General features: G+C 73.9%; 18 protein-coding genes. 12 read left to right on the top strand and 6 right to left on the bottom strand.

Features of this window, described 5'->3' with window-relative positions:
- Positions 1-202: 202 nt before the first annotated feature.
- The 4 genes from VKK44_RS27375 to VKK44_RS27360 all read right to left on the bottom strand — a co-directional run bounded on the left by VKK44_RS27375 (position 203) and on the right by VKK44_RS27360 (position 2,117).
- Entirely contained in the window at positions 203-568 is a 366-nt protein-coding gene (locus VKK44_RS27375; RefSeq protein WP_343444056.1) for a hypothetical protein, read from the bottom strand.
- A gap of 29 nt (positions 569-597) precedes the next feature.
- Complete coding sequence (locus tag VKK44_RS27370; protein ID WP_343444055.1) at positions 598-846, bottom strand: hypothetical protein; 249 nt, start codon at positions 844-846, stop codon at positions 598-600.
- A gap of 77 nt (positions 847-923) precedes the next feature.
- On the bottom strand, positions 924-1,394 hold the full coding sequence (gene mscL, locus VKK44_RS27365; protein ID WP_343444054.1) for a large conductance mechanosensitive channel protein MscL: 471 nt from the start codon (positions 1,392-1,394) through the stop codon (positions 924-926).
- Between the two features lie 39 nt (positions 1,395-1,433).
- Complete coding sequence (locus VKK44_RS27360; protein WP_343444053.1) at positions 1,434-2,117, bottom strand: FadR/GntR family transcriptional regulator; 684 nt, start codon at positions 2,115-2,117, stop codon at positions 1,434-1,436.
- Between the two features lie 49 nt (positions 2,118-2,166).
- Between VKK44_RS27360 and VKK44_RS27355 the strand changes: the two genes are divergently transcribed.
- Positions 2,167-3,477, top strand: coding sequence for an MFS transporter (locus tag VKK44_RS27355; RefSeq protein ID WP_343444052.1), 1,311 nt, complete (start codon positions 2,167-2,169; stop codon positions 3,475-3,477).
- 10 nt (positions 3,478-3,487) lie between these two features.
- Here the strand turns inward: VKK44_RS27355 and VKK44_RS27350 are convergent, their stop codons facing one another.
- Positions 3,488-3,844: an STAS domain-containing protein gene (locus VKK44_RS27350; RefSeq protein ID WP_067310147.1), complete on the bottom strand. Its 357-nt coding sequence runs from the start codon at positions 3,842-3,844 to the stop codon at positions 3,488-3,490.
- Positions 3,845-4,002: 158 nt separating this feature from the next.
- Here VKK44_RS27350 and VKK44_RS27345 point away from each other — a divergent pair, with 158 nt between their 5' ends.
- From VKK44_RS27345 to VKK44_RS27300, 10 genes are all read left to right on the top strand, one after another.
- Complete coding sequence (locus VKK44_RS27345; protein WP_343444051.1) at positions 4,003-4,863, top strand: STAS domain-containing protein; 861 nt, start codon at positions 4,003-4,005, stop codon at positions 4,861-4,863.
- A complete protein-coding gene (locus VKK44_RS27340) occupies positions 4,863-5,276 on the top strand; it encodes an STAS domain-containing protein (RefSeq protein ID WP_281943728.1) in 414 nt (137 codons plus the stop codon). The genes VKK44_RS27345 and VKK44_RS27340 overlap by 1 nt, the downstream gene beginning before the upstream one ends.
- The gene (locus VKK44_RS27335) at positions 5,273-5,692 is read left to right on the top strand and encodes an ATP-binding protein (RefSeq protein ID WP_343444050.1); all 420 of its coding nucleotides are present in this window, start codon (positions 5,273-5,275) and stop codon (positions 5,690-5,692) included. The genes VKK44_RS27340 and VKK44_RS27335 overlap by 4 nt, the downstream gene beginning before the upstream one ends.
- The gene (locus VKK44_RS27330) at positions 5,689-6,702 is read left to right on the top strand and encodes a SpoIIE family protein phosphatase (RefSeq protein ID WP_343444049.1); all 1,014 of its coding nucleotides are present in this window, start codon (positions 5,689-5,691) and stop codon (positions 6,700-6,702) included. Before VKK44_RS27335 ends, VKK44_RS27330 begins: the two co-directional genes overlap by 4 nt.
- A 35-nt stretch (positions 6,703-6,737) precedes the next feature.
- Positions 6,738-8,087 carry a sensor histidine kinase gene (locus VKK44_RS27325; RefSeq protein WP_343447916.1) on the top strand — a complete coding sequence of 450 codons (1,350 nt, stop codon included), beginning with the start codon at positions 6,738-6,740 and terminating at the stop codon, positions 8,085-8,087.
- A 2-nt stretch (positions 8,088-8,089) separates the two neighbouring features.
- A complete protein-coding gene (locus VKK44_RS27320) occupies positions 8,090-9,628 on the top strand; it encodes a SpoIIE family protein phosphatase (protein ID WP_343444048.1) in 1,539 nt (512 codons plus the stop codon).
- Positions 9,629-10,009: 381 nt separating this feature from the next.
- Positions 10,010-10,576: a TIGR03086 family metal-binding protein gene (locus VKK44_RS27315; RefSeq protein WP_343444047.1), complete on the top strand. Its 567-nt coding sequence runs from the start codon at positions 10,010-10,012 to the stop codon at positions 10,574-10,576.
- A gap of 85 nt (positions 10,577-10,661) precedes the next feature.
- A complete protein-coding gene (locus tag VKK44_RS27310; protein WP_343444046.1) occupies positions 10,662-11,198 on the top strand; it encodes a PadR family transcriptional regulator in 537 nt (178 codons plus the stop codon).
- A complete protein-coding gene (locus VKK44_RS27305; RefSeq protein WP_343444045.1) occupies positions 11,195-11,896 on the top strand; it encodes an ABC transporter ATP-binding protein in 702 nt (233 codons plus the stop codon). Before VKK44_RS27310 ends, VKK44_RS27305 begins: the two co-directional genes overlap by 4 nt.
- Complete coding sequence (locus VKK44_RS27300) at positions 11,893-13,395, top strand: FtsX-like permease family protein (RefSeq protein ID WP_343444044.1); 1,503 nt, start codon at positions 11,893-11,895, stop codon at positions 13,393-13,395. The genes VKK44_RS27305 and VKK44_RS27300 overlap by 4 nt, the downstream gene beginning before the upstream one ends.
- A gap of 135 nt (positions 13,396-13,530) precedes the next feature.
- Here the strand turns inward: VKK44_RS27300 and VKK44_RS27295 are convergent, their stop codons facing one another.
- A complete protein-coding gene (locus VKK44_RS27295) occupies positions 13,531-15,624 on the bottom strand; it encodes a S9 family peptidase (protein WP_343444043.1) in 2,094 nt (697 codons plus the stop codon).
- A gap of 99 nt (positions 15,625-15,723) precedes the next feature.
- On the opposite strand from VKK44_RS27295, the gene VKK44_RS27290 reads away from it, so the two are divergent.
- Positions 15,724-17,172 carry an FAD-binding oxidoreductase gene (locus tag VKK44_RS27290; RefSeq protein WP_343444042.1) on the top strand — a complete coding sequence of 483 codons (1,449 nt, stop codon included), beginning with the start codon at positions 15,724-15,726 and terminating at the stop codon, positions 17,170-17,172.
- Positions 17,173-17,186 lie beyond the last annotated feature (14 nt).

The raw sequence follows: 17,186 nt of genomic DNA, 5'->3' as shown, positions 1-17,186 counted from the left end.
CGCCTAGGAACTTGATGGCGTGAACGGTTCACCGGTCGTGAGCCATCTACGCCATCAAGTTCGTAGCAGCCCACGAGCACGTGTTCCGGACCGTGCGGAACGGGCCTCGGGTGAGCCGGCCCACGCCGCCGCATCGCGGCCACTCCGACACCGACCGTGCACTGGGCCGTGACGCTAGCGGCACCTCGCGAGGAGATGTCGGCTACTCCGCGGCGGGCAGCTCCGCGGCCGGAACGGAGAGACGGACCGCGCCGTCGGCCACGGCCGCGATCCGGTCGGCCAGCACGTAGACCGCGCCGGCGTCGGCCGGCCCGGTGGAGACCTTGAGGTAGCCCTCGCGCAGCAGCCGGGCGGCCAGGTCGGCGGGCACGTCCGGCTCGTCGACGGCGGCCGACTCGATCAGCTCGTCGAGGCTGCTGCCCGGGTCGACCGGAGCGGGTGCCTCCACGGTCACCGCGGCCGGGTCACCGCGCTGGACGAGATCGACGGTGCCCACCTCGACGCCGGTGGAGTCGACCACCCGCATGCCGGTGGTGATCCGGGAGACGGTGTCCTGCTGCTGGCTCATACCGGAGCGGTTCCCGGGGCGCGCGGGCGCTAAACGGCGGGAGCCCAGCCGTCCGGCGGACGGGGGGACAGCTCGCGCCAGGTGTCCGGCCCGTCGAGCAGCGCACGGACCGTCTCCTCGGCCTCCTCGACGCTGGCGTGCTCGTAGAAGCGGGAGACGCCCTCGGCGCCACCGGCGCGCTGCTCCACGTGCCAGCGGTCGCCGTCCACCCGGAGGAAGACGTCCCGCCGGGCGAGCCGGCCCCATTTCCCGTTCCACCAGTGCTTACGCTGCTCCATGGCCGGACTCTATCGAACATGTGTTCGATTCGGGTCGGCCCCCGCGGAATCTCCGCGGGGGCCGATGAGCTATGGCGTCAGCGCGGGGCCGGCGGCTCCTGCCGGCGGCCGAGCACGTCGTCAAGCGCGCCGCGCTGGGCGGGCGTGCCGTGTCCGCCGGCGAGCAGCGCGTCCCGGATCTCGGTGAGCAGCTTCACCTCTTCGCTCGGCGCCGACGGCGGCGGCTCCTCGCCGCGCTTGCGCCGCTCGGCGAGCCGGTTCATCGGGTAGACGACCAGGAAGTACAGCGCCGCCGCGGTGAGCACGAATGTGATCAACGCGTTGATGAACGCCACCCAGTCGAACGGGATGCCCCGGAAGCTCGGGGTCGAGCCGGTGAGCCCGTTCTTGTTGCCGGTGATCAGCACGATGAACACGCGTACCAGTGGTTCCAGGAACGACTTGGTCAGCTGCGTGACCACGCCGGTGAACGCGGCACCGATGACGACGCCGACCGCCAGGTCGACGACGTTGCCGCGCATGATGAAGTCCTTGAAGCCCTTGAGCATCCGTTCTCCCGCATTGTCCGAGTCTCCGTCGGGCACAACCTATGCCCCGGGCGGCCCCTCGAGAAAAGCACCGGCCTCGATCGCTGCCCGCGCCGGGTCGCCGGCCCGGATCGCCGCCACCAGCCGACCGTGGTCGACGTACCGCTCGGCGGTCAGCGCCGGGCCCATCGCGTGCGCGACGGTGCGGCGCAGCGCGGCGCCGACGGAGGCGTACAGCTCGGCGAGCATGGCGTTGTGCGCGGCGGCCACCACCGCCGTGTGCAGCGCGGCGTCGGCCTCGACGAACCCGTCCACCCGGCCGGAGCGCCACGCGGCCTCCCGGGCGTCGAGCGCGGCGTCGAGCGCCGCCAGGTCCTCGGGGGTACGCCGCAGCGCGGCGAGCCGGGCGGCCTCCACCTCGAACGCGCGCCGGACCTCGATCACCTCGGTCATCCGGTCGTCGGTGAGCCGGCGGGCCACCACCGGGGCCAGCTCGTCGGTCGACACCACGTAGGTGCCGGAGCCCTGCCGGCACTCGAGCACGCCGGCGTGCACGAGCGCGCGGACCGCCTCGCGGACCGTGTTGCGCCCCACGCCGAGCGCGGCCACGAGTTGGGGCTCGGTGGGGATGCGCGCGCCCACCGGCCACTCGCCGCCCAGGATGCGTGCCCGGAGCTGCTCGATCGTTCGGCGGACCCGGTGACCGCGCGGTGGCACGGCGACGGAATCCACGACGGGTGTCACCGGTTACACCTGCTGCCGAAATTCATCCCATGATTGTAGGTTCGAGGTCATGACGCCGCCACCCCCGCCCACCGCGCCCACCACCGACGTCACCCCCGGGCCGGCGCCGGCGGCCACCCCGGCCCCTCCTGTGATCACCCCGACGCCTCCGGCGATCACCCCGGCGCGCGGCGGCCTGCTGGTGCTGGTCGGGATGCTGCTGGTCGCGCTGAACCTGCGGGCCGCGGTGACCAGCCTCGGCGCGCTGCTCGACGAGATCCGCGTCGGGCTGGGACTCTCCGGCGCCATGGCCGGCGTGGTCACCACACTGCCCACCGTCGCGTTCGCCGGGCTCGGCGCGCTCACCCCGTGGCTGGTCCGCCGCTGGGCGGCACCCCGGGTGCTGGTGCTGGCCATGGTCGCGCTCACCGTCGGGCAGGTGCTGCGCGCGGTCACCGGCTCGGCAGCCGTCTTCGTGCTCACCAGCGCGCTCGCGCTGGCCGGCATCGCGGTCGCGAACATCCTGCTGCCGATGCTGGTCAAGCAGCACTTCCCGCACCGGACCGGGCTGGTCACCGGGGCGTACACGATGGCGCTGACGGTGGGCACGACGGTGGCCGCCGCCTCCGCGGTGCCGGTGGCCCACGCCTTCGGCTCCTGGCGGGCCGGGCTCGGCGTCTGGGCCGGGCTGGCCGCACTGGCCGTGATCCCGTGGGTGCCGCTGGCGCTGCGGGCGCGCGCCGCGCGCCGGGCCGCCGACCGGGCCGCGACCCCGGCGGCGGTCGTCGCGGCCCCGGCGCGGGTACGGCCCGGCCGGACCCGGCTCGGCTGGGCCATGGCGGTCTACTTCGGGGCGCAGTCGCTCAGCGGGTACGCGATCATGGGCTGGCTGGCCCAGCTCTTCCGGGACGCCGGCTACCGGCCCGAGGCGGCCGGCCTACTGCTCGCCGGCGTGACGGCGCTGGGCGTGCCGGTGGCGCTGATGATGCCCACGCTGGCCGGGCGGCTGGCCACGCTGCGCCCACTGGTGCTGTCGCTGACCGCGTTCTCCGCCGCCGCGTACGTCGGACTGGCGCTCGCGCCGCGCGGCCTGGCGCCGCTGTGGGTGCTGCTGCTCGCGCTCGGCCAGGGCGCGTTCCCGCTCATCCTGACCACGATCGGGCTGCGCGCCCGGACCGCCGAGGGCACCGTCGCGCTCTCCGCCTTCGCGCAGAGCACCGGGTACGTCATCGCCGCACTCGGCCCGCTGCTGGTCGGCATCCTCTACGGTGCGACCGGCGGCTGGACCGCCCCGATCGGCTTCCTGCTGGTGGCACTCGCCGTGCAGACGACCGCGGGCATGGTGATCGCCCGTCCCCGCTACATCGAGGACGAGCGCTGAGCGGGGTCGGTCAGGAGGAGGCCGGGGTGGGGTCGCCCGCGACGGCTTCGTCCACCGTCGGGTAGGTGTGCAGCACCTCGACCAGGCCGCTGACCTCAAGGATGCGCAGCACGCCGCGCTGCGGGGCGGCCAGCCGGACCACGCCGCCGGCCTCGTCGCAGCTGTTCTTGGCGCGGACGAACACCGACAGCCCGGTCGAGTCGCAGAACGACACCTCGGCCAGGTCGAACACGAGGCGGCTGCGCCCCTTGTCGAGCAGGTCGGTGATCTGGTCCTGGAGCTGCGGTGCGGTGGCCATGTCCAGCTCGCCCGCGACCGACACCACGACCACGTCGCCGCGCTGTTCCGTGTGCACCGTCAGGGACATTCGTCGACCTCCTGTGTTCGGTGGAACGGTATCCCACTATGACCGCGCCGCGCAGAACGGGAGCCGCGCAGGTGCTGTCGATCATTTCTTTGTCCCGTGGCAAGTAGTGCGGAAACCCCCGGTGATAGAGTCCGCCCGTCCAGATCTGGGAGGTCAACGTGGCATTGAGCGCAGCACAGGGCGGCCGGCTGGCCGAGCTGCTGAGTCAGCACGCAGATCGGTTGACCAACCGCTGGATCGAAATCGTCGCCAGCTCGTTACGCGGTCGACTGAGCCGGGCCGAGCTGGCCCGGCAGGTGCAGGAGTTGCACCGGGCGGTGGCCGACGCCGGCCGGCAGGGCATCGGCGACCTGGCCGACGAGCACGGCGGGGAGCTGCGGGCGGTGCTCGCCGAGCTCTCCACCAGCCGCGCCCGCCAGGGGTTCAGCGCCACCGAGACCGCGATCAGCGTGTTCGCGATCAAGGACGCCCTGCTGGAGCTGATGGAGCAGGAGCGGGGCGACGAGACTCTCCGCGACTTCGTCGCGTTCTCCGCGCTGATCGACCAGATGGGGCTGTTCACCTTCGAGACGTTCGTCCGGGCCCGGGAGAGCCTGATCGCCGACCAGGCGGAGCAGTTGCTGGAGCTCTCCACGCCGGTGGTCAAGCTCTGGGAGGGCGTGGTCGCCGTCCCGCTGGTCGGCACGCTCGACTCGGCCCGTGCCCAGGTGGTGATGGAGCGCCTGCTCCAGACGCTCGTCGACACCGGGTCGCCGTACGCGATCATCGACATCACCGGCGTGCCGGCGGTGGACACCCAGGTCGCCCAGCACATCCTCAAGACCGTGGTGGCCGCCCGGCTGATGGGTGCCGACTGCATCATCTCCGGCATCCGGCCGCAGATCGCCCAGACGATCGTCGCGCTCGGCATCGAGTTCGGCGACATCGCCACCAAGGCGAGCCTGGCCGACGCGCTCCGCCACGTCCTGCGCCTGACCGGCGTCGAGACCGCCGCGCGCCGCGCCCGCCGGGAGGCGTGATGGAGCGGGTGCCGATCCTCAAGATCGGCGACATCCTGCTGGTCTCCATCCAGGTCGACATGTCCGACCAGACGGCCATCCAGCTCCAGGAGGACCTGGCGGAGCGGATCGTCGCCACCGGGTGCCACGGCGTCATCATCGACATCACGGCGCTGGACATCGTCGACTCCTTCGTCGGCCGGATGCTCTCCACCATCGCGTCCATCTCCAAGGTGCTGGACGCCGAGACCGTGGTGGTCGGGATGCGTCCCGCGGTCGCCATCACGCTGGTCGAGCTGGGGCTGTCGCTCAACGGCATCCGGACCGCGCTGAACGTCGAGCGTGGCATGGAACTGATCGCGGCGAGCCGCGCCGACGACTGGGACGCGGCGCTCGTCGACGACGAGGACACCGAGACGACGGCGACGCCATGACCGCCGGCCTCGACCTGGGGACGCCGGCGACGCAGGCGATCCGTAGCGACGAGGACGTGGTGCGGGTCCGGCAGCTGGTGCGTACCACCGCCGTCGCGGTCCGGCTCTCCCTGGTCGACCAGACCAAGCTGGTCACCGCCGCCAGCGAGCTGGCCCGCAACACGCTGATCTACGGTGGCGGGGGCAGCGCCGAGGTGACCACCGTCTCCGACGGCCGACGACGCGGCGTCCGCATCGTCTTCGCCGACCACGGGCCGGGCATCCCCGACCTCGACCTGGCCCTCACCGACGGCTACACCACCGGCGGCGGGCTGGGCCTCGGCCTCAGCGGCGCCCGTCGGCTCGTCGACGACTTCGACATCCGGACCGCCGTCGGCGACGGTACGCAGATCACCATCACCAAGTGGTCTCGATGAGCATCGACGTGGTCCCCGACCACGGCGTGTGGTTCCGGGTCGACAACGGCGCGACCGCCGGCGGCGTACGCCGGGTGGCCGAGCGGCTCGGGCGGCAGCTCGGGCTCAGCGCGGAGCGCATCGCTGACCTGGCCATCGTCACCGCCGAGATCACCAGCAACCTGGTCAAGCACGCCCGCGAGGGCGCCCTGCTGCTCCGTCCGGCGCGTCGGGACGGGCGGGCCGGGGTGGAGTTGGTGGCCATCGACTCCGGTCCGGGCATGGCCGATCTCACGGTCTCCTCGGCCGACGGGCACTCCACGGTCGGCACGCTCGGCATCGGCCTCGGCGCGATCGCCCGGCAGTCGAGCCGGTTCGACGCCTACTCGCGGCCCGGTGGGGGCACGGTCCTGTGCGCCCAGGTCTGGGACGGACCGCCGCCGGCGCCGGACTGGGCCGGCGGGCTGGCCCGGCCGATCACCGGCGAGCAGGACAGCGGCGACGGGTACGCGGTTCGGTTGGTCGAGGGCCGGCGACAGGTGCTGGTCTGTGACGGGTTGGGGCACGGCCCGCTGGCCGCCGCCGCCACCGGCGCCGCGGTCGCCGCGTTCCGCTCGGCGCCGGCCGGCCCGCCGGACATCGTGGTGCGGCACCTGCACGCCGCCATCTCGCACACCCGTGGCGCGGCGCTCGCGGTGGCCGAGCCCGACGCCGAGACCGGGCAACTGCACTACGCCGGCCTGGGCAACATCGCCGCCATGATCGTGATCATCGGCGAGCGGCGGCGCGGCCTGGTGTCGTTGCCGGGCATCGCCGGGCACCAGCGCCCCACGGTACGTGGCTACGACTACCCGTTCCCGCCCGGCGCGACGCTGGTGATGCACAGCGACGGCGTGGTGGACCGCTGGGATCTGGACGACTATCCCGGGCTGGTCGCCCGGCCGCCGCTGCTGGCCGCCGCCGCGTTGCTCCGCGACGCCGGGATCCGCCGTGACGACGCCTGTGTCTTGGTCGCCCGGGCGGCGGCATGAGCGAGGGCCGTGAGCGCATGCCCGGCCAGCACGGCATGAGCGAACGGCTCCTGCACCTGGCGCTCCGGGTCGAGCAGGACATCTTCCTGGTCCGGCAGCGCGGCCGGGAGGTGGCCGCGGCGATCGGGCTGGAGCACCAGGACCAGGTCCGGATCGCCACCGCGCTCAGCGAGGTGGCGCGGGAGTTGCTGCACGGCGTGGACGGCGCCGACGTCACGTTCTCCGTCGACCGGGACGTCACGGCCGGTCGGACGGAGCTGCGGGTGGACCTGTCACCGGTCCGTCCGTTTCCCGGCGGCCGGTACGAGCCGCGGTCCGGCGCGGTCGCGCGTCTCGTGGACTCGTTGCGGGTGATGTCGGTCGAGGGCGTTACCGTCGTGAGGATGTCCCGACGAGTACCGCACCACGCCGAGGAGCTGACACCGGAACGCGCCGACCAGCTCCGCGCCGAGCTGGCGGAGCGCGCTCCGGGCTCCGCGCTGGACGAGCTGGCCGCACAGAACGCCCAGCTCATCGCCGCGCTCGACGAGGTGCGCTCGCAGCGGGACGAGCTGGCGGTGCTCAACGCCGAGCTCCAGGAGACCAACCATGGCGTGATGGCGCTCTACAACCAGCTCACCGAGGAGCTGGAGGAGACCAACCGCGGCGTGGTGGCGCTCTACGCCGAGCTGGACGAGAAGTCCGCCCAGTTGCGGGCCGCCAGCGAGTCGAAGAGCCGGTTCCTGGCCAACGTCAGTCACGAGCTGCGTGCCCCGGTCACCGCGATCATCGGCCTGGGGCGGCTGCTGGCCGACTCCGCGTCCGATCCGCTGACCGGCGAGCAGGCCCGGCAGGTGGGGCTGATCCGGTCCTCCGCGGGCGACCTGCTGGCCCTGGTGAACGAGCTGCTCGATCTGGCGAAGGCCGAGTCCGGGCGGATCGAGCCGGACTGGTCCGAGGTGGACCTGCGCGCGGTGTTCGGGCAGTTGCGCGGCACGCTGCGGGCGTTGGCCACCCGACCCGGGGTGGAGCTGGTGGTCGAGGAGCCGCCGGCCCCGGCGACCGTCCGCTCGGACGAGGTGCTGCTCGCCCAGGTGCTGCGCAATCTGATGCACAACGGCCTGAAGTTCACCGAGCGGGGCGAGGTGCGGCTGCGCGCCGAGCGCCGCGACGAGGTGTGGTCGCTCACGGTCACGGACACCGGCGTCGGCATCCCGCCCGAGTTGCACGAACGGATCTTCGAGGAGTTCTACCAGGTGCCGGGTACGACCCGGGTCGGCGGCACCGGGCTCGGCCTGCCGTACGCCCGGCGGCTGGTCACCCTGCTCGGCGGCACACTGGAGCTGACCAGCGAACCGGGCCGGGGCAGCAGGTTCACCGTGGTCCTGCCCGTGGGCGGAGCGTGACGGTGGACGGCGGGCCGGCGACGGTGCTGGTGGTCGACGACAGCGGCCCGAAGCGCTACCTGCTGGTGAACTGGCTCACCCGGGCCGGCTTCTCGACCGTCGAGGCCGAGAACGGCACGGCGGCGCTGGAGCGGGTGGCCCGGGAGCCGGTCGACCTGGTGGTGCTCGACGTGCGGCTGCCCGACATGAGCGGCTTCGAGGTCTGTGAGCGGATCAAGGAGGCGCACCCGTCCGTCCCGGTCATCCACGTCTCCGCGCACGCGGTGGACGTGGTCGACCGGGCGCAGGGGCTCACCCGGGGCGCGGACGCGTACCTGGCCGAGCCGATCGAGCCGGAGGAGTTGGTCGCCACCGCGCACGCGGTGCTGCGTTACTACCAGGCCCGGCGGCGGGCCGAGCAGCTCGCCGAGCGGTTGGCCGCGCTGGCCGACGCCACGGTGGAGATGCACGCGTCGCCGAACTTCGTCCGGCTGCTGGAGGCCGCCGCGTCGGGCGCCGCGCGGATCTTCCGGTCGCCGGCGGCCGTGGTCGCCGAGACGTTCGACGGGGACTGCCTGGCGGGCGTGGCCGCCGACCCGCACACGCCGGCGAGGATCGTGCCGTGGGCGGTGGACGACACGGGCGTGCCGATCGGCACCCGGGTGCGGGTGGACCAGCCGGGCAACTGGCCGTTGACCGACTGGCCGGAGGGGGACACGGTGACCGTGGCCGCCGCGCGGCTGCGGGAGGACCGGGCCCCGCTCTACGTGGTGGTGCCGACGGCCACCCAGACCGTGCGGACGCCGGTGCTGGTGCAGCTCGCGCAGGCCGTGGCGTCGGCGGTGGAGGCCCAGCGCTCCTTCGACGAGGAACATCGGATCGCGGTGACGCTCCAGCGCAGCCTGCTGCCTCGGCGGTTGCCCGAGGTGGCCGGCCTGGACCTGGCTGTCCGCTACGAGCCGGCGAGCGCGCAGACCGAGGTGGGCGGGGACTTCTACGAGCTGGTGATGCTCGACGGGCACCTGTTGGTGGCGATCGGCGACGTGGCCGGGCACTCGCTGCACGCCGCCACCGTGATGGCCGAGCTGCGGCACGCGGTCCGGGCGTACGCGGTCGAGGGGCATCAGCCCGGCGTGATCCTGGACCGGGTCAACGAGCTGATGCGGACGCTGCTGCCGACCGAGCTGGCCACCATCTGCGTGCTGTTGCTCCACCCGGGCACCGGGCTGATCCGGATGGCCAGCGCCGGGCATCTGCCGGCGCTGCTGAGCCGGGACGGGCGGGTCGAGTTCGTCTCGCAGTCCGCGGCGCTGCTCGGCGTGCGGGCACCCCGCCCGCCCGACCTGGAGTTCGTGCTGCCGGCCGGGGCCACGCTCGTCCTCTACACCGACGGGTTGATCGAGCGCCGGGACGCCACCATCGACGACGGGATGGCGGCGCTCGGCGTGGTGGCCACCCGGGTGGACGACGATCTCGACCAGTTCTGTCAGCGGCTGCTGATCGAGTTGGCCCCGCCGGAGATCCACGACGATGTCGCCGTGGTGGCGGTCCGGCGCCGGTGACATCGATCGTTCACCCACAGTAGTCGCTCGTGGTCGTCACTGACTGTGCCTGCCGGCTCGGGGGATGGGTGGGGCTTCCGCCGCCTTTGCTCTGCAGCCATTGGCGCAGCACCGCCTTGAGCAGGATGTCCGAGCCGAGTAACGCTACGTCGATCGGCCGAGCGTCGTCACCATCCGTGCGCGATGCGTCAGTGGGTGCAGAGCAAAGGCGGTGTGAGGTGACCTCGGCGGTGCCAGGAGCAGTCACCCGGCGCAACGCCGTGGCCCGGACGAACCGCCGCGCCCGCCTCGCCGCCGCGGCCGATCGGGATCGAGGATCCCTGGTTGTCCCGCCGTGGCCCGTGTCGCATTCCTTCAAGACCGTTCTCCTACGCTGGTCCGATGAGGACGAAGACTAGTGAGCTGCTGGCCGCCGCCGAGCCCGGCACGGTGACGGTGGTGCGCAGCATCTCCGACGACCAACTCGACCGACCCACGCCGTGCCGTGACTACACGGTGCGTGACCTGCTCAACCACCTGTTCGACGTGGTGGTCAACTTCGAGGCGCTGGCGCGGCGCGAGGAGGTCGACTGGTCGGTCCGGACCGACCACCTGACCAGCGGCTGGCGGGACCGGTTCCCGAAGGAGGCGGCGCGGCTGGTCGAGACGTGGTCGGACCCGGCCGTGCTGGAGGGCGTCTCGTCGGGCATGGGGGTGCCCCAGAAGACGATCGGGTCGATGGCCCTGATCGATCTCACCGTGCACGGCTGGGACCTGGCCCGCGCCACCGACCAGGAGTTCGCCGCGGACCCGTCGGTGGTGGCGGCGCTGCACGACTTCCTGGACGAGAGGGGCGACATGGGCCAGCGGATGGGCGTGTTCGCCGCGCCGGTGCCGACCGACGCGGCCCCGGGCGCGTGGGACGCGCTGATCGGTCGGACCGGACGCGACCCGGCCTGGACCCCCTGAACCGACCGGCCCGCGTGGGCCCGCGTCGGAGCGGGTCGCGCGGGCCGCTCTTGACACTGCTATTCACTCAGCGAATAGTAGGGCCGTGTCCACCCAGCACGTCCTGCTCGGGCTGCTCGCCGCCGGGCCGCGCCACGGCTACGAGCTGAAGCGCGCCCACGACGAGCGGCTGCCCCGGGCGCGGCCACTGGCCTTCGGTCAGGTCTACGCGACGCTGGCCCGCCTGCACCGGGACGGCCTGGTGAGTCCGGCCGGCCAGGTCCGCGAGGGCGGCCCGGACCGCACCACCTACGCGCTCACCGACGACGGGCGGGCCGCGCTCGAGGCATGGCTGGCCACCGTCGAGCCACCGATGCCGTACGTGGCCAGCACGCTCTTCGCCAAGGTGGTGGTCGCGTTGCTGGTGGCCGACGCCGACCAGGCCCGCGCCTACCTGATCGCGCAGCGCCGGGCGCACACCGCACGGCTGCGCGAGCTGACCGCCGTCAAGACCACCCCCGGCGTCCAGCTCGACGAGGTGGTCGCCGCCGACTTCGCCATCGCCCACCTCGACGCGGACCTGCGGTGGCTGCACACCACCCTGGACCGGGTCGCCGACTGGCACCGGGAGGTGCACCCGTGACGTTCCTGGAAGCGCGCGGCGTGGTCCGGGCGTACGGCCCGAGGCCGGCGCTGCGCGGCGTGACGCTCGACGTGGCCGAGGGCGAGATCCTCGCCGTGACCGGCCCGAGCGGCTGCGGCAAGTCCACGCTGCTGCACTGCCTCGCCGGCATCCTGCGCCCCGACGCCGGCCAGGTGACCTGGCGTGGCGAACGGATCGACACGTTATCGGAGACGGCCCGCTCCCGGCTGCGCCGTACCGAGTTCGGGGTGCTGTTCCAGTTCGGTCAGCTCGTCGCCGAGCTGACCGCGGCGGAGAACGTCGCGCTCCCGCTGCTGCTCGCCGGCACCGGCCGGCGGGCGGCGCGGACGGCGGCGCTCACCTGGCTGGAACGGCTCGGCGTGGCCGAGGTCGCCGACGTCCGGCCCGGCGAGATGTCCGGCGGGCAGCAGCAGCGCTGCGCGCTGTCCCGGGCGCTGGTCACCGAGCCACGGGTGCTCTTCGCCGACGAGCCCACCGGCGCGCTCGACACGCTCGCCGGCGAGCAGGTGCTCACCCAGTTGGTCCGGCTGACCCGGGAGCAACGCACCACGGTCGTGCTGATCACGCACGAGCCACGGATCGCCGCGTACGCCGACCGGGAGGTCAGCCTGCGCGACGGAACGGTCGACCACACCGGGCTGGGACTCGACCCGGCGCTGCCGGGCGGCACCCGGTGAGGCCCGGCACGCTGCTGCGGCTCGCGCTGGCCGGCACCCGCACCGACGGGGCGCGGGTGGCGCTGACCGCGCTGAGCGCCGCGCTGGCGACGCTGGTCGGGCTGGCCGCACTGACCGTGCTGGCGGTGGCGAAGCCGCCCGGTGACGAGGGGACGCAGTCCGAGCAGTACACCAACGCGCTGCTGCGCGAGCCCGGCCTGCGCCCCGGTGTCGCGTTCGCGTTGCTGCTGCTCTGCGTGCCGGTGCTCGGGCTGGCCGGGCAGTGCGCCCGCCTCGGAGCGCCGGGGCGGGACCGGCGGCTGGCCGCGCTCCGGCTGGCCGGGGCCACCCCGGGCCAGGTCACCGGGCTCGCAGCCGCCGAGACCGGGGTGGCGAGCCTGCTCGGCACCGTCACCGGCCTGGCCGTGTTCCTGGCCGGCCGTCGGCTGCTGCACCGGCCCGACGCCGACGGCCGGCTGCCGCTGCCCACCGACGTGCACCCCGCTCCGGCCGTCGTGGTCGCCGTCGTGGTCGGCCTGCCGCTGGTCGCCGCGCTGGTCAGCGCGCTGCTGCTGCGCCGGGTCACCACCACCCCGTTCGGCGTCGTGCGCCGGGTCCGCACCCGGGCACCCTGGCCGTGGCCGGGCCTGCTCCTCCTGGTCGCGCTGGCGACATTCGCCGCGATCCGCCCGCTCCGGCTCTGGTACGAGCGGCACGACGTCGTGGAGGCCGACATGCTGGTGCCGACGCTGGTGGTGACCGGTTCGCTCATCGCCATGATCGGCGTGGTCTCCGGCACCGGCTGGATCTCGTACACCACCGGGCGGCTGCTGCACCGTTACGGGCGCGGCCCGGCCGCGCTGCTCGCCGCGCGCCGGCTCACCGCCGACCCGTGGGCCGGCAGCCGCACGTTCGCCGCGCTGCTGGCGGCGCTCATCTTCGGCGCCGGCGCCGCCGGCGTGCGGGCCGACTTCCAGGCCGAGGCCGAGCTGGCCCGCCGCACCGGCGACGGCCTGTCCGACCCGGATTTCTATCTCGGCGCGATGGACCTGGTCGACCTGGCGGTCGTGATGGCGGTGGTGATCGCCTGCGGCGGTCTGCTGGTGGCCGTGGTCGAGGGCATCACCAGCCGGCGTCGGGCGTACGCGGCACAGGTGGCGACCGGGGTGCCCCGGGCCACCATCGGTCGATCGTTGCTCTGGGCGTCGCTCGCCCCGGCCGTGCCGGCAGTCGGGCTCGCGCTGACCGTCGGCTTCCTGCTGGTGCGGGGCACGTTGCCCGCCCCCCGGGGCGGCGGCTTCGAGCAGAGCGTCTGCGACGCCGGCACGCAGGCGTGCGGGACGAACGGCAGCGAGCCGCGTACCGGATGGGTGCCGGAGGTGACCGTCACGCCGGACGTACCGTGGGAGCAGTTGGCCTGGTTCGCGGCGGGTGGGCTGGCGGCGGTGCTGCTCACGGTCGTGGCCGGCCTGTTCCTCCTGCGTTCCGCCACCTCGGTGGAGGAACTGCGCACCGCCTGAGCCGGCGAGGTCAGCGGCCGAGCGCCGAGGCGGAGCGGATCGTGGCGGAGACCGGCGCGGTGGTCACCGGCGGGAACGCCGGTGACCACCGCCGGTGCTGTCCGCGGCGCTCGGGGTGTCGGGTGTCGGCAGAGGTCACGCCCGGCCGAGGCGGTCCAGCGTCCACGCGTTGACGAACGCCTCCTCGCGCCAGGCGTCGTACCGGCCGCTGGGGCCGCCGTGGCCGGCGCCCATCTCGGTCTTGAGCAGGTAGTCGCCGTGCGGGGCGAGCGCGCGCAGCCGGGCGATCCACTTGGCCGGCTCGTGGTAGAGCACCCGGGTGTCGTTGAGGCTGGTCACCGCCAGGATCGCCGGGTAGTCGGCCGACGTCACGTTCTCGTACGGGGTGTACGACTTCATGTACGCGTAGACCTCGGGGTCGTCCAGCGGGTTGCCCCACTCCTCCCACTCGGTGACCGTCAGCGGCAGCGACGGGTCCAGGATCGAGGTGAGCGCGTCCACGAACGGCACCTGCGCGACGATCCCGGTGAACGCGTCGGGGGCCAGGTTGGCCACCGCGCCCATCAGCAGGCCGCCGGCCGAGGCGCCCCGGGCGACCAGCCGGTCGCTCGCCGTCCAGCCGGCCTTGACCAGGTGCCGGGCGCAGGCCACGAAGTCGGTGAACGTGTTCTTCTTGGCCAGCAGCTTGCCGTCGTCGTACCAGCGGCGGCCCAGCTCGCCGCCGCCACGGATGTGCGCGACCGCGAAGATGACGCCGCGGTCGAGCAGGCTCAGCCGGGCGATCGAGAACCAGGGGTCCATGCTGGCCTCGTACGACCCGTAGCCGTAGATGACCGCCGGCGCGGAGCCGTCGCGCGGGGTGTCCCGGCGGCAGACCAGGGAGATCGGCACCCGGGTGCCGTCGTCGGCCAGCACCCAGTCCCGGTGCTGCTCGTAGTCGGCCGGGTCGTACGCCCGCCCGTCCGGGCCGGGCCGGACCGGCTTGCGCCGCAGCAGCGTCAGCTCGCGGGTGGTCAGGTCGTAGTCGTAGACCGAGTCGGGGGTGACCAGCGAGGTGTAGCGCAGCCGGACCGAGCCGGTGCGGTACTCCGGGTTCGCGTCCAGCCCGACGCTGTAGATCGGCTCGGGGAAGTCGATGTCCCAGCTGTCGTCGCTGCCGACCGGCAGCACCCGCAGCCCGGTGAGCCCGTTGCCGCGCAGGGAGACCACGAGGTGGTGCTCGAACGCGTCGACCGACTCCAGCCGGGTGCCCGGCGTGTGCGGGATCAGCGGCGTCCAGTCGCCCGGCGCGTCCGCCGAGGTGTACGCCAGCGCGAAGTCCTCCGCGCCGTCGTTGTGCAGGATCAGGAAGCGGTGGCCGTGGTGCTCGACCGCGTACTCGACGCCCTGCCGCCGGGGGGCCACGATCGCCGGCTCGCCGGTCGGGTTCTCTGCCGGGATGACCCGGACCTCGCTGGTGATCTTGCTGTGGATGTCGATGACCACGAAGCGCTCGGAGCGGGTCAGCTCGACACCGACCCAGAACCGCTCGTCGTCCTCCTGGTGGACCATTACGTCCTCGCCCGGGCCGGTGCCGACGGTGTGCCGCCACACCCGGTTCGGCCGCCACGCGTCGTCCACGGTGACGTAGAACAGCGTGGAGGCGTCGCCGGACCACGCCGTGCCGTAGAACGTGTCGGGCACCTCGTCGGGCAGCAGCTCACCGGTGGACAGGTCCTTGATCCGCAGCGTGAACCGCTCGTCGCCGGAGAAGTCGGTGGAGTAGGCCAGCCAACGGCCGTCCGGGCTCACGTCGAACGCGCCGAGCGAGAAGAAGTCGTGCCCCTCGGCGAGCTGGTTGCCGTCGAGCAGCACCTCCTCGCCGTCGAGCGGGGCGCCGTCCGCGCTGATCGGGGGCGTGGTCTCGTCGGGACGGACCGCGCGCCGGCAGTGCACGCCGTACTGCTGCCCCTCGACGGTCCGGGTGTAGTACCAGTGGCCGTCCTTGCGGGTCGGCACCGACAGGTCGGTCTCCTGGGTGCGCCGGCGTGTCTCCTCGAACAGCTCGGCCCGCAGCTCGGCCAGGTGCGCGGTGCGCGCCTCGGTGTAGGCGTTCTCGGCCGTCAGGTAGGCGATCGTCTCCGGGTCGTCCTTGGCGGCGAGCCAGGCGTACTCGTCGACGACGGTGTCTCCGTGATGGGTCCGCTCGGCCGGAACGCGCTTCGCCGTGGGCTGTGGGGTCGTGGTCACGGCGTCACGTTACCGGTCGACGGGTCGCCGCCGGGCGTCCGCGCCGCGCGAACCGGCGACTCGCCGCCAGCACTTTCGAACATGTGTACGATTGCCGCCATGGCGGCTGCTACGCGATCCACCGACCGACCCGGAGCCCTCGAGATCACCCGGAAGCTGGCCGAGATCTGCGGCCGGCCGTTCGCCCGTTTCGCCGGCCCGGCCGACGAGGTGGCCGGCCGCACCGCCCGCTGGGTGGCCGTGCCGGGCGGTCCGCGTGCCGCCGCCGAGGTGCTCCGGCTGGCGGCGGCGCACGACCTGACCGTGGTGCCGCGTGGCGCCGGCACGAAGATCGACTGGGGTGCCGCCCCGGCCCAGGTCGACATCATGCTCGACACCGGCCGGCTGGCCGGCGTCTGGCACGAGCCGAGGAACGCCGCCGTGGCCGAGATCGGCGCCGGTACGCCGCTGCGGGCCGTCCAGGCCACGTTGGGCCGCACCGGCGGCCGGCTTCCGGTCGACGCGCCCTCACCGGGGGCGACGCTGGGCGGGGTGCTCGCCGCGGACGAGGCCGGCCCGTTGCGCCACCGGCACGGCAGCCCGTGCGCGCAACTCGTCGGGGTGCGTTACCTCGACGCCGACGGCGAGCTGGTCAGCATCGGCGAGTCCGGCACGGCACGCCTCGGGCGGGCGGCCCCGGCGGGCGGTTCCGACGGCCTGTTCGCCGCCGGCTCCGCGGGCGGAGGCGGCGCGGTCCTCGGGCGTGGCGAGCTGCCGGGGCTGGACGTGGCCCGGCTGCTCTGCGGCTCGCAGGGCGGCCTCGGGGTGCTGGTCTCGGCCACCATGCGGGTGCACGCGGCGCCGGCCGGCCGGGTCTGGGTGTCCCGCCCGCTCTGGTCCCCGTTGGAGTTGCCCGACCTGGTCCGCGCGGTGCACGCCGCCGGGGTCGATCCGGCCGCGGTGGAGCTGGACCTGCCGGTGCCGGTGCCGCTGCCCCGCCGCCGGATCCCGGCGAGTCATCCCTCGGTCGCCGGCCGTCCCGACCATGCGGCGGTGACCGGGCGGCCCGCGGTGGGCAGTCTGGTGCTGCTGCTGGAGGGCGGGCCGTCCGACGTGGCGGAGCGGGCCGACCGACTGACCGCCGTGCTCGGCGGCGGGACCGCGGTGAACCAGCACGCGCCCGAGTGGTGGGGGCGCTATCCGTTCGCCCCGGGCGACACGGCGCTGCGCATCGAGGTGCCGGCCACCGACCTGCACGCCGCGGTGTACGCGCTGCGCGACGCCGCCGGCGCCCCGGTGCCGGTGCGCGGCTCGGCCGGCGTCGGCACCGCGTACGCCGCCCTGTCCGGTGCGCTGTCGCCCGAGCGGGTCGGCTCGATCCTCACCGCGGTCCGCAGCGTGCTGATCGCCCGGCAGGGCCGGTGCGTGGTGGTGGCGGCGCCGGCCCCGGTGCGCCGTTCCGTCGACCTCTGGGGTGAACTGCCCACGTTGCCGCGCCTCCGCAGCGCCAAGGCGCACCTGGATCCGCACCGTCGGCTGGCTCCCGGCCGCCTCCCCGGCGGCCTCTGACCCGGCCCGCTCAC

The organism is Micromonospora sp. DSM 45708, assembly GCF_039566955.1.
Classification (GTDB): domain Bacteria; phylum Actinomycetota; class Actinomycetes; order Mycobacteriales; family Micromonosporaceae; genus Micromonospora.
This window is presented reverse-complemented; position numbering and strand designations above follow the sequence as displayed.